Here is a 12,378-nt window from a genome sequence, read left to right as displayed (position 1 = left end):
TTGCCGGACCGGGGTTTAACGGGCTCGGTTCCAGTGTCGTGGTTCCCTTTGACGATCCGGAGCCACCCTCCATGGCCGCCAGCAAGCAGACCGGCAAGCGCGCAACCACCCCGCCCGAAAGCCACCCACGGGGCAATGGCGATGAGCTCCACCAGCAGGCCGGGGGCAGCCATCCGGTGATGACCACCGATCAGGGCATCCCGGTGGCAGACAACCAGAACTCCCTGCGACAGGGGCCTCGGGGGCCCACGCTGCTGGAAGACTTCATCCTCCGCGAGAAGATCACCCACTTCGATCACGAACGCATTCCCGAGCGCATCGTGCATGCACGTGGCAGCGCAGCACATGGCTACTTCGAGTTGACCCGGTCACTGGCCGCCCATACCCGCGCGCGCATCCTGACCGAGGTAGGGGTGAAGACACCCGTATTCACCCGTTTCTCGACCGTGGCCGGTGGCGCAGGCTCGGTGGATACCCCGCGCGACGTGCGCGGCTTCGCGGTCAAGTTCTATACCAGGGAGGGCAACTGGGACCTGGTCGGCAACAACATTCCGGTGTTCTTCATCCAGGACGCCATGAAATTCCCGGACCTGGTGCACGCAGTGAAGATGGAACCGGACCGTGCCTTCCCGCAGGCCGCCTCGGCCCACGACACCTTCTGGGACTTCATTTCGCTGATGCCCGAGTCGATGCACATGATCATGTGGGCAATGAGCGACCGTGCCATTCCGCGCTCGCTGCGCATGATCGAAGGCTTCGGCGTGCACAGTTTCCGCCTGCTGAACGAGGCAGGCGAGTCGACCTTCGTCAAATTCCATTGGCGGCCAAAGCTGGGCATCCAGTCAACGGTCTGGGACGAAGCGCTGAAGCTGCAGTCAGCCGACAATGACTTCCATCGCCGCGACCTGTTCGAGGCCATCCAGCGCGGCGACTTTCCCGAATGGGAGCTGGCGGTGCAGTTGTTCACCGAAGAAGAAGCCGACGCATTCCCGTTCGATCACCTGGACCCGACCAAGATCATTCCCGAATCGCTGGTGCCGTTGCAGGTGATCGGGCGCATGGTGCTGGACCGTTGGCCCGACAACTTCTTCGCCGAGACCGAACAGGTGGCGTTCTGCCCGGCCAACGTGCCGCCGGGCATCGACTTCAGCAACGACCCACTGCTGCAGGGCCGCCTGTTCTCCTACCTGGACACCCAACTGCTGCGCCTTGGCGGCCCGAATTTCCACCAGATCCCGGTGAATGCCCCGAAGTGCCCATTCGCCAATCATCAGCGCGACGGCCACATGCAGATGCAGGTGCCCAAGGGCCGCGTCGCCTATGATCCCAGCTCGCTGCAGGAGGACTCACCGCGTGAGACGCCTGCGGGTTTCCGCAGCCACGCCAGCGCCGACGATGGCCGCAAGGGCCGTACCCGCGCGGAGAGTTTCGCCGACCACTACAGCCAGGCCCGCATGTTCTTCCGCAGCCTTGAAACGCCGGAGCAGGCGCACCTGGCATCGGCGCTGGTGTTCGAGTTGTCCAAGGTGGAAACGCTGAAGGTGCGGGTACGTACCGTCAGCCACCTGCGCAACATCGATGACTCACTGGCGCGGCGCGTGGCCGATGGTCTGGCCTTGCCCGCCCTGCCCGACCCGGCACCCACCGCCACCCCGGCGCGGGACATGCCTCCCGCTCCCGAGGTGCGTGTGATCGGACGCAACAAGCCTACCCTGCAGGGTCGCTGTATCGGCATTCTGTTCGACGAAGGCTCCGACGCCCGCATCATTGCCAGCCTGAGCAAGGCAGCCAGGAAAGCAGGTGCAGACGTGAAGCTGGTCGCGCCCAAAGTCGGTGGCGCCACGCTGAGCGATGGCGCGATGCAGGCGGCGGATGGGCAACTGGCAGGCACGCCATCGGCTGTGTTCGATGCGGTGGCCGTGGTGCTGAGCGTAGAGGCATCAAAGGCGTTGTCGAAAGAGAGCGCCGCGCTGGAGTTCGTCAGCCAGGCGTGGGCACACCTGAAGGCCATCGCCAGCGACGCGGGAGGCCAAGCGCTGCTGAAGGCGGCGCGGGTCGGCAACGATGCCGGCATCGTCGAAGCGGAAGACGCCAAGGCATTCCTGGCGGCGGCCGCCACCCGCCAGTGGGCGCGTGAGCCCAAGCTGCGCCTGCTGGCCTGACCACAACGACAGGAGAATCGTCATGCCCCGTGGTGACAAATCCGCATATACCGAAAAGCAGAAGCGCCAGGCCGAGCACATCGAGGAAAGCGAACGTGATCGCGGCGCGAGTGAAGGCACCGCCGAGCGCATTGCCTGGGCCACCGTGAACAAGCAGGACGGCGGCGGCAAGCGTAGCGGCGGTGCACGCAAAACTACAAAGAAGGCGACCCGCAAGAAGACCGCCAAGACGTCGACAACCAGGAAGACGGCAGCGAAGAAGGCGCCGGCGAAGAAAGCGGTGGCAAAGAAGGCGGTGGCAAAGAAGGCACCGGCTCGCACGACCGCGACAAAGAAGGCCGCAAAGAAGACAGCGAAGAAGGCTGCGGCAAAGAAGGGGAGTACGGCCGCCTCGCGGAGCGCCGCCGCGAAGAAGGCAGCCAAGACGCGGGCCGCGAAGAAGTCCGTGCGCAAAGTGGCGGCGAAGAAAGCTGCGCGTACGCGTGCGCGCGGCTGATGCTTCGGTCAGAAGGGGAGCGTCCTCATCCATGCCGCAACTTCGGCTGCGTCAGCATCAGCACGGGCCTGCAGCAGTAGATGGGGCCCTTCCAGCGAAATACGGCCGCTCAAGGCGGCCGTATTCCTGTCGCTGCAGTGGCAGCCCGCTCAGGCTGCGCGACGGGGCGCAGCGGAGACCGCCGCGCCTTCCATCTTGAATACCGACACCGACGTGGTCAGTGCATGCGCCTGTTCCTCCAGCGCGCGGCTGGCGGCAGTGGCTTCTTCCACCAGCGCAGCGTTCTGCTGGGTCACCTGGTCCATCTGCACCACCACCTGGTTGACCTGCTCGATGCCGGCGGCCTGTTCCTTGCTGGCCGCTGCGATGTCGCTCATCAGCTGGGTGGTGCGCGAGCTGGCCTGGGCCACGCGGGCGATCGCGGCTTCCGATTCAACAGTGACGGCCAGGCCACTCTTCACCTTTGCAGCGGCGTCTTCGATCAGCTCCTTGATTTCCTTGGCGGCGACACCGGCACGCTGCGCGAGCGTACGCACCTCGCTGGCGACCACCGCAAAGCCACGCCCCTGCTCGCCCGCGCGCGCGGCTTCCACTGCAGCATTCAGCGCCAGGATGTTGGTCTGGAACGCGATGCCGTCGATCACCGTGGAGATTTCCGAGATGCGCGCCGAGGACTGATCGATTTCGCCCATCACCGATGCCATCTGTGCCATCGCCTGCTCGGTCTCGCGCACGGCGGCGCCGGCAGCGTGCGCTTCGCTGTCGGCCTGACGCGCCAGTTCGGCGTTCTGGCGTACGGTGGAGGTCAGCTCCTCCATCGACGCGGCCGCTTCTTCCAGATTGGCCGCCTGCTGCTCGGTTCGGCGCGACAGGTCGTTGTTGCCAGCGGCCAGTTCCTGCGCCGCGTTGTTGATGCTGTCGGCAGCCACCTGGATGCCGCGGACGATGCCGGTCAGCTGCGCGGTGGTGGTGTTGGCATCGTCGCGCATGCGCGCGAACACGCCTTCGTACTCGCCCTCCATGCGTGCGGTCAGGTCGCCATGCGAGATCGCGCGCAGCACGTCGGAAACATCGGCGATGCTGGCCTGCGAACTGGCCATCATGCCGTTGAGGTGCTCGACCATCGTCTTGAACTGGTACTGGAAGGCCCCGGCATCGCCACGCATGCTGAAATCGCCGGCGCGTGCGGCACGGGCCAGTTCATCGATCTGCGCGTTGATCGCCATCAGGCTCTGCTTCACCGCGGCCAGGGTGCGGGTCAACGTGCCCTTTTCGCCCGGATAGTCCGGCAGGTCGCGGCTGAGGTCACCGATGGCGTAACGCTGCATTACTTCAGCCATCAGCAGTTCCACCTGCACGTGCGATTCGACCAGGCTGTTGGTGGCCTGCACCATGCGGCCGAAATCGCCGGGGAACGCACTGGCGTCCATGCGATAGCGGATTGCGCCGGCCTCGTGCTGTTCCGCCATCTGCAACTGCGCGCCGATCGCCGCCTGCACACTCTGGCGCACGCTGGCCATCGCCTCACCCAGCTGGGTCAGCTCGTCGCGGCCACCGAGGCGGAACTCCTGGTCCAGCTGCCCCTTGGACAGGCGCTCGGCCAGGTTCACCGCGCGCGCCAGCGGACCGGTCAGGCTGCGGCCGATCATCACCGAGGCGCCGATGCCAGCAAGCAGCGCAACGCCGCCCAGCACCAGCAACTGCAGCAGGCTGCGCTCGCCCAGGCGGATCGCCTCGGCGGCAGCCTCACGGCTTTCCTTCTCCTCGAAGTCCACGCCATCGGACAGCGCCTTGTTCCAGCCGTTGGCGGCGTCCTGCACCGGGCCCAGGGTCAGCGCCACGGCACCGGGATAATCGCCCTGCTCCATCAGTTCGCTGGTCTGCTTGTTGAGCGGGCGAGCAACGGCTCGCTTGGCGGCGATGGTTTCAGCGATGGCCTTGCCTTCGGCGTCACTGGGCAGCGCCTGGTAGGCGCTCCAGCTGGCCTCGTAGCGCTTGACGAGATCAGCAATGCGCTTCTCGTCGCTGGTGCGGTGATCACCCTGGCGGATCAGCATCTCGCGGCGCACCACCATCATCTGGTTGTTGGCATCAAGCATCTGCGACAACAGGCGCACCTTGGCCACGCTGACCTCGACCACCTGCTGCATCGCGCGCTTCTGCACGACACTGGCAGTGGCGCCGGTGGCCACCACGGCGGCAACCAGCAGCAGCAACAGGCCAAAGCCCAGCCCAAGACGCCAGGCAACCCTGACGTTCCTCAAGTAGTTCATGGGGGTATCCAAAACGGGGGGATGCGCCCTTATCGGCGGCACGGCAGGCAATCTTGATCGCCATCCACCAATGGCGTCGGCCACTGTTCACCTTGGTGAGTCCCCGTCCCAGTGGCACCTGCCGGTGCAAACCGGCCGCAATGACATGCCTGCTCATGCGGGCATCAGATCCCTTTCACGGTGGCTCGGCGCCGTCTGCGGGCAAGGTGGTGGCGTTCCCTGCTGGAGTCCCCGATGCCGTTACCCATGCCCCGATCCGCCCTGCTCGCTCTCTCGCTGCTGGCATCACCTGCCTTCGCGCAGGCGCCGCCGCCTGGCCTGCCTGCCCCCATTGCCGAGAAGGCAGGACCGGACACCGCACCCCGCTCTGTCCTGCACGCCCAGGTGCTGCTGGATCGCGCGAATTTTTCCCCCGGCCCGATCGATGGCGAAGTGGGCAGCAACCAGCGGCGCGCGGTGTCGGGCTTCCAGGCGGCGCATGGGCTGAGCGTAACGGGTGAACTGGATGACGCTACCTGGAAGGCCCTGCAGGCCGATACGATCACGCCGCTGGCAAGCTACACGCTCACGGCTGAAGATGTTGCCGGCCCGTTCCAGCCCATACCGAAAGGGCCCGCCGCACAGGCCAAGCTGAAGTCGCTGGGCTTCAGCAGCGTGGAAGAAGGCCTGGGCGAGCGCTTCCACGCCTCCCCTGAGCTGCTGAAGGCACTCAATCCCGGCGTCGATCTGGCCAAGGCCGGCAGCCGCATCCAGGTGCCCAACATCGGAACGGGGGCCTTGCCGAAGGCGGCGAAGATCGTGGTCGACAAGTCCGACTCCACACTTCAATTGCTGGATGCGCAGGGCAAAGTGATCGCACAGGTGCCTGTCTCATCCGGCAGCCAGCACGATCCGCTGCCGATCGGCGAATGGAAGATTCTCGGCGTGTATCGCGACCCGCCGTTCCACTACAACCCGAAGCTGTTCTGGGATGCGCGCAAGGGCGAAAAGAAGGCGACGCTGCCGCCTGGCCCGAACAATCCGGTCGGACGGGTCTGGATCGACCTGTCCAAGCCACACTACGGCCTGCATGGCACGCCCGAGCCCGGCCATGTCGGCAAGACCGAGTCGCATGGCTGCGTGCGCATGACCAACTGGGATGCGCTGCGCGTGGCCGATGCGGTGGATACTTCGGTGCCCGTGGTGATGCAGGAGTGAGCCGATGCGTCTTTCGCAGCTGATCGTGCTGGGTGTTCTGCTGGGATTGGGTGCAGGTTGGTGGCTGCACCGCGATATGGATGAGCCGGTGACCGACGCGCTGCCGGAAGCGCCATCGACGGTGGCCGCCGCGCCGGTGACGGAACCGGTAGCGCCAGGCGCGACAGCCCCACCCGCCTCCACCGCGCCGCCGGCCGCGCAGGCTGCCGGTGCACCGTCCGGCCTGCTGCTGCCCGTGCAGGGCATCCTGGCCTCGCAGCTGCGCGATACCTTCACCGATGCACGCAGCGAGGGCCGCGTACACGATGCCATCGACATCATGGCCGATGCAGGTACGCCGGTACTGGCGGTGGCCGATGGCACGGTGGAAAAACTGTTCGACAGCGAGCGCGGTGGACTGACGATCTACCAGTTCGAGCCCAGCGGGCATTGGTGCTACTACTACGCGCACCTGCAGCGCTACGCCGATGGCCTGGCCGAGAAGCAGGTGATCAAGCGCGGCGAGGTGATCGGTTATGTAGGCAGCACCGGCAACGCCAGTGCCGACGCGCCGCATCTGCATTTTGAGGTACACGTGCTGGGGCCGGAGAGGCAGTGGTGGAAGGGGGAATCGATCAACCCCTACCCATTGCTGCGAGCAGCCGGACGCTGACGCGTCAGCCGATCACGCTGCATGCGGCGCGCAGGCCTTCCTGCAGCCTGTTCACTTCGGCCATCCATTCGTCCAACGAGTCGGATTCCTCTTTCAATTCCCGCAGTTCACAGTCCTCGGCCTGTACACGCTGGACAGCGAGTTGTGCAAGCAACAACATCGCTGACGATGGCACCTGATTGCATGCCTTGACCCAAGCGAGTAACGCTTCTTCCTCGGCAATGGCAGCCGTCGGCTGGCCCAACAGTGCCAGCACCACCTCTGCAGCCGCGACCGCCCTGCCCGCTTCAGGTGCCTCTAGGTAATCATTGGGGTTGATAGCCGCGCGCAGCGCTTCCTCCACTATCGAGAGATCCGTGCATTCCGTCAGATCGCAGGCCAGATCGCAGGCATCGTCATTATCAAATGAACCGTGTCCCCATGCGCCCATGTGATTGCTCCTAATTGGCAGGCAGATACCGTGCAGGACCCGCACGGTAGTCATCCATCATGTTGCTGGCGACGAGTCTCCGCCAGCGCAAGCTGCATGCAAGACGCCATGCGTGGCGGCAGCCATTGGCACGCGGCGATCCCCGGCAGACTCCCGCCTGTCGTCCCGTGTTGATTTAAGGTGAAAAGCGACAAGATCCTGTTCAGACCGATGAAGCGCCGTGGTCGCGTAGAGACTGGATTCTCCGCAACCAACCGTGCCGCGCGCACTGCAGCGACGCTCCACCCGCGCATGAAGACGAACGGCAGGTCGATGCGGCTGAATTGAACCGCCCTTTGACGTCAGCGCAGAAGGACCGGCGGGCTGTTACCCGGTATGGGCATGATCCTACCCCTCTCGGGCAAGTTTCCGGTGATCCATGAGTGCCACCACACTGGGTCTGGCACTACCTCGCGGGAGTGCGGCGCTGCCAGCGCCGCAAGGTGAACGTGAACACTGCCAAGGCAGCCCCCGGAATCAGCAGGAACATCGCCGCCACCTTCCAGAAGAAGAACGGCCACAGCCAGACGTAGTCCAGGTCGGTCAGCTTCAGTAGATCCAAGGGTGGCTGCAGCTCGATGTCTGCCGCGCGCCCCTCGAGCGCAGGGTCCACCTCCAGCACGGTTACCCGCAGCCATGAACGGCCACGTGGCAATGCATCGCCGCGGCCATAACCAAAGTAGGACGCCATGAGGCCGCTGGATTCAACCGATGCCAGTCTGCGGTTGATGCCCTGCCCGGCCACTCCCGAACGCTCTTCTGCGCGGAAGTCTCCATGATCGGTGGGAGTATCGATGCGCAGCAGCACTTCAGGGTCAGCCTCAGTACCGTCCGCGGCATACCGCAGTCGCAGCCGCAGTGGGTCATCGATGAGGCGGTAGACCGTCACCTCAGCCGTCGCGCCCGGGCTCAGCAGCAGCGGCAGGGTCTGGGTGCGCGAGGCCAGATGATTGGCGATGGCGCCCAGCGCCAGCACCACGCAGGCGACGCCCCACAGGCTCCACAACACCCACAGGGTGATCCGCACCACGGTCTCGCCTTTCACGCTGGCATCCTGGTCATCGCTTCGCTTCCTTGCCGGCACTGGACTGGCGACACAGTAACGAAAAAGCCCCGCGTTCGCGGGGCTTCTTCCTTCTGCGACGCCAGGCAGGGCCCAGCGCTACCGGTCTCTCACTCAGGCAAACGGATCCTGCAGGACCATGGTGTGGTCGCGGTCCGGGCCGGTGGAGACGATGCTGATCGGGCAGCCGGCCAGCTCTTCCAGCGAACGCAGGTAGGCGCGTGCGGCCGGCGGCAGGTCGTCCCACTGGGTGATGCCATGGGTGTTCTCGCTCCAGCCCGGGAACTCCAGGTACACCGGGGTGCATTCTTCCCAGCCCTGCGCGTCCAGCGGCGCGTACTCGGTGCGCTTGCCGTTGTATTCGTAGGCGATGCAGACCTTCAGCTTTTCCATGCCGTCCAGCACGTCCAGCTTGGTGATGCACAGGCCGCTGATGCCGTTGATGGCCACGGCGCGCTTCAGCGCGACGATGTCCATCCAGCCGCAGCGACGCGGGCGGCCGGTCGAAGCGCCGTACTCGGCGCCGCGGTCACGGATGCCCTGGCCGACTTCGTCGTCCAGTTCGGTCGGGAACGGGCCGCCGCCGACGCGGGTGGCGTACGCCTTGGCAATGCCCAGCACGTAGTCGATCGAATCGGCGCCGACGCCGGAACCGGCCAGCGCACCACCGACGGTGGTGTTGGAGCTGGTGACGTACGGGTAGGTGCCGTGATCGATGTCCAGCAGCGCACCCTGCGCGCCTTCGAACAGCACGCGCTTACCCTGCTTGCGCAGGTCGTGCAGGATGCCGGCCACGTCGGACTTCATCGGCTGCACGTATTCGCCGAAGGCCAGCGCCTCGTCGAAGGTCTTCTGGAAGTCGACCGCATCGGTGTTCAGATACTTGGTCAGCACGAAGTTGTGGTAGTCCAGCGCAGTGCGCAGCAGTTCTTCCAGCTGCTTCGGGTAGTGCAGGTCGGCGATGCGGATGCCGCGGCGCGCCACCTTGTCTTCGTAGGCCGGGCCGATGCCACGGCCGGTGGTGCCGATTGCCTTGCCACCGGCAGCGCGCTCGCGCGCCTGGTCCAGGGCGATGTGGTACGGCATGATCAGCGGCGCGGCCGGGGAGATCTTCAGGCGCGAACGCACTTCCACGCCGGAGCCTTCCAGCTCGGCGATTTCCTTCTGCAGCGCGGCCGGCGAGATCACCACGCCATTGCCGATCAGGCACAGCGCGTCGTCACGCAGGATGCCCGACGGGATCAGGTGCAGGACGGTCTTCTTGCCGTTGATGACCAGGGTGTGGCCTGCATTGTGGCCGCCCTGGAAGCGCACGACGGCGCCGATTTCCTCAGTGAGCAGATCGACGATCTTGCCCTTGCCTTCATCGCCCCACTGGGCACCCAACACTACGACAGACTGACCCATGACGGGCTCCTCGATTTGTAGCGGCCATCGGGGCCGCGGACGGGTAAACCGTGGCGGGGCTGGCCAGCACCTGGAGGGCGGCTCCAAACGGGGAGCGGCCGGCGATGGAAGGCCCAGACACGGAAAAAGCCGGACGGGGAGGCCCGTCCGGCTTTTGTGCATTATCCGGGTTTCCGGGGTCGGGTGCCACCTTTCCGACGGACGGCTTCACCGGCCGGTCAGCCGCCCCGCCCGGTCGTGCCGGCCGTTGGCCGGCAATCCCGGGTTGCCGGCCAGCGGCCGGCACTACCCTCTCAATGCCGCGCCCACCACAGCAGGCTCAGGCCGGCCAGCAGCACCAGCCCACCGAAGCTGCGCAGGGCCGGGCTGGGCAGGTCCAGCAGGCGTTCGGCCATGCGCTTCCAGGCGAACGGGGCGACGAACAGGAACAGGCCTTCCAGCACCGCGACCAGGCAGACGGCGGCAAACAGATCTTTCATCGGGAACTCCGGAAAAAGCACGGGGCCCGGCGTCTGGCCGGGCCCCGTGGGGTACTGCCCTGCGACCTCAGCGGTCGTTCTTCAGGTACTGCAGGAACGGGTCGTTCTTGTCGAGCACGATCACGCCATTGCCGTCGGTCATGGAGCCACGGTAGGCCTCCAGGCTGCGGTAGAACGCATAGAACGACGGATCGGCCGAGCCGGCCTTGCCATAGATGCGGGCCGCCTCGGCATCGCCTTCACCGCGCAGGCGCTGCGCATCACGCTCGGCCTCGGCGATCAGCACGGTGCTGTCGCGGTCGGCCTGGGCACGGATGGTCAGCGACTGCTCCTCGCCCTCCGCACGCAGCTTGGCCGCTTCCTGCTTGCGCTGGGCGCGCATGCGCTCGTACACGTCGTTGATCACCTGGCTGTCGGTCGGCAGGTCCACCTGCTTGATGCGCAGGTCGATCATCTGCATGCCCAGGCCAGCCACCGCTTCGTTGATGCCCTTCAGCTGCTCGGCGATCAGCTCGCTGCGGTCGCCGGACACCAGCTGCTGCAGGGTGCGCGAGTTGATCTGGTTGCGCAGCGAGTCGGTGATGATCGGCGCCAGGCGGGCGTTGGCCACACGCGGGTCGCCGCCGGTGGCACGGAAGTAGTCACCCACGTTGGAGATGTAGCCGATGGCGAAGAAGTCGACGCTGACGTCCTTCTGCTCGGCGGTGAAGTAGCGCGCCGGCGCAGTGTCGAGCACCTGGAAGCGGCGGTCGAAGACCTTCACCGTTTCCACCACCGGCACCTTGAAGTGCAGGCCCGGCTTGATGTCCGAACGCACCACCTTGCCCAGGTTCAGCACCATGGCGGTCTGGTCCTCACGGACCACGTACACCGAGCCGAGCAGGCCCAGCACCACCGCCACGATCACGGCGATCCAGATAGGACTCTTCATCGGCTGCCCTCCTCACGGCCGCTCGGTCGCCCGGTCGGGCGGCCCACCGGCCGGCCCGGATCACGGGAAGCTTCCGCCGCTGCACCCGGCAGCGACGGCATCACCACGTCCGGGTTGGCCACTGCGGCCGGAGCCGACGTGCTGGGACGGGTATCGCCGGTCATCGGCACGTAGATCAGCTGGCGGCCATCGCCACCGATCACCTTGCGGTTCTCGCTCAGCACCTGCTGCACGGTCTCCAGCCACAGGCGCTTGCGGGTCACTTCCGGAGCGTCCTTGTACTGGGCCTGCAACAGGCTGAAGCGCTGCGCGTCACCCTCGGCCTTGGACACCACGGCCTGCTTGTAGCCTTCGGCAGTGGTACGGGCGCGCGAGGCTTGGCCCCGGGCTTCCGGCACGACCTTGGCGGCATAGGCCTGGGCCTCGTTGATCAGGCGTTCCTTGACCTGCTGGGCACCGTTGACCTCGTCGAAGGCCGGCTTCACTTCCTCCGGCGGACGGGCGTCCTGCAGGGTCAGGCCGGTCACGGTCAGGCCGGTCTTGAACGCCTTCAGCAGCGCCTGCAGGCGCTCCTCGGCGGCGACGGCCAGCGGACCACGGTTGTTCAGCACGGCGTTGAGGTCGGCGCGGCCAACTTCCTCGCGCACGGCGCTCTGCGCCGACTGCTCCAGCACCTGGTTGGCATCCACGGTGCCGAACAGGTATTGCTGCGGGTCGTCGATGCGGTACTGGACGTTCAGCGAGACGTTGACGATGTTCTCGTCGCGGGTCAGCACCGGCACCTGGATCGAGAACGTCTTGATCTCGGTGGCATTGACCTTGGTGACCGATTCGATCGGCCAGGGCAGCTTGAAGTTCGGGCCGGGCTGCAGAATGCGCGAGAACTGGCCGAAGCGCAGCACCACACCGCGCTGCTGTTCGCCGATCAGCTGGAAGCTGGAGAACAGCACCAGCAGCACCACGGCTGCCACCACCCAACGCACGATGCCGCCGTCGAACAGGTCCTTCAGCGGCCCGGGCAAACCGCCCCAGCCACCACCATTGCCACCGCCGCGTGACCCGAACGGCCCGCGTCGATTGTCCTCGGGGCCTTGTCCGCCCTTGTTGCCGCCGGGTGTATTCCAGGCCATGCACGCTCCATCAAGATTTGGGCTGCGGCGCGGGCCCTTCCCGCACCGCCAGCCGTGAAACCATCACCGATCATACAAGATGGGGCGGATCGGCAGGATCGAAAGGGGGGCAACGGGGT

At 65.9% G+C, this 12,378-nt stretch carries 11 protein-coding genes and 1 pseudogene; 4 read left to right on the top strand and 8 right to left on the bottom strand.

Translation table 11 applies throughout. The features are described 5' to 3' along the window. Window positions 1-71: 71 nt before the first annotated feature. A complete protein-coding gene (locus AC5P65_RS05565; RefSeq protein WP_180832166.1) occupies window positions 72-2,162 on the top strand; it encodes a catalase in 2,091 nt (696 codons plus the stop codon). 22 nt (window positions 2,163-2,184) lie between these two features. Then, a complete protein-coding gene (locus tag AC5P65_RS05560) occupies window positions 2,185-2,658 on the top strand; it encodes a hypothetical protein (protein WP_180832165.1) in 474 nt (157 codons plus the stop codon). An 8-nt stretch (window positions 2,659-2,666) separates the two neighbouring features. On the opposite strand, the pseudogene AC5P65_RS05555 reads toward AC5P65_RS05560, so the two are convergent. Beyond that, window positions 2,667-2,759 (bottom strand): annotated as a pseudogene (locus AC5P65_RS05555) (alpha/beta fold hydrolase); the annotation flags it as partial. A 48-nt stretch (window positions 2,760-2,807) separates the two neighbouring features. Beyond that, window positions 2,808-4,931 (bottom strand): methyl-accepting chemotaxis protein, encoded by a 2,124-nt coding sequence (locus AC5P65_RS05550; RefSeq protein WP_021204415.1) that lies wholly within the window; start codon window positions 4,929-4,931, stop codon window positions 2,808-2,810. A 234-nt stretch (window positions 4,932-5,165) separates the two neighbouring features. Between AC5P65_RS05550 and AC5P65_RS05545 the strand changes: the two genes are divergently transcribed. Together AC5P65_RS05545 and AC5P65_RS05540 are read left to right on the top strand one after the other, a co-directional pair. Further along, window positions 5,166-6,128 (top strand): L,D-transpeptidase family protein, encoded by a 963-nt coding sequence (locus tag AC5P65_RS05545; RefSeq protein ID WP_180832164.1) that lies wholly within the window; start codon window positions 5,166-5,168, stop codon window positions 6,126-6,128. Window positions 6,129-6,132: 4 nt separating this feature from the next. Next, window positions 6,133-6,780: a M23 family metallopeptidase gene (locus AC5P65_RS05540; RefSeq protein WP_155029950.1), complete on the top strand. Its 648-nt coding sequence runs from the start codon at window positions 6,133-6,135 to the stop codon at window positions 6,778-6,780. Between the two features lie 4 nt (window positions 6,781-6,784). Here the strand turns inward: AC5P65_RS05540 and AC5P65_RS05535 are convergent, their stop codons facing one another. The 6 genes from AC5P65_RS05535 to hflK all read right to left on the bottom strand — a co-directional run bounded on the left by AC5P65_RS05535 (window position 6,785) and on the right by hflK (window position 12,259). Then, window positions 6,785-7,210: a DUF4259 domain-containing protein gene (locus tag AC5P65_RS05535; protein ID WP_180832163.1), complete on the bottom strand. Its 426-nt coding sequence runs from the start codon at window positions 7,208-7,210 to the stop codon at window positions 6,785-6,787. A gap of 445 nt (window positions 7,211-7,655) precedes the next feature. Then, complete coding sequence (locus AC5P65_RS05530) at window positions 7,656-8,294, bottom strand: hypothetical protein (protein ID WP_180832162.1); 639 nt, start codon at window positions 8,292-8,294, stop codon at window positions 7,656-7,658. 132 nt (window positions 8,295-8,426) lie between these two features. Continuing rightward, a complete protein-coding gene (locus AC5P65_RS05525) occupies window positions 8,427-9,719 on the bottom strand; it encodes an adenylosuccinate synthase (protein WP_019660036.1) in 1,293 nt (430 codons plus the stop codon). A 293-nt stretch (window positions 9,720-10,012) separates the two neighbouring features. Then, window positions 10,013-10,198 (bottom strand): DUF2065 domain-containing protein, encoded by a 186-nt coding sequence (locus AC5P65_RS05520; RefSeq protein ID WP_005410640.1) that lies wholly within the window; start codon window positions 10,196-10,198, stop codon window positions 10,013-10,015. Window positions 10,199-10,265: 67 nt separating this feature from the next. After that, entirely contained in the window at window positions 10,266-11,129 is an 864-nt protein-coding gene (hflC, locus tag AC5P65_RS05515; RefSeq protein WP_019660037.1) for a protease modulator HflC, read from the bottom strand. Further along, window positions 11,126-12,259, bottom strand: a complete 1,134-nt coding sequence (gene hflK, locus AC5P65_RS05510; RefSeq protein WP_005410642.1) for an FtsH protease activity modulator HflK — start codon at window positions 12,257-12,259, stop codon at window positions 11,126-11,128. The genes hflC and hflK overlap by 4 nt, the downstream gene beginning before the upstream one ends. Between the last annotated feature and the right edge of the window lie 119 nt (window positions 12,260-12,378).

The organism is Stenotrophomonas sp. YJH_SMC_48-3, from assembly GCF_059369375.1.
The sequence above is the reverse complement of the archived record's forward strand: the minus strand, read 5'-3'. Positions and strand labels throughout refer to the sequence as shown.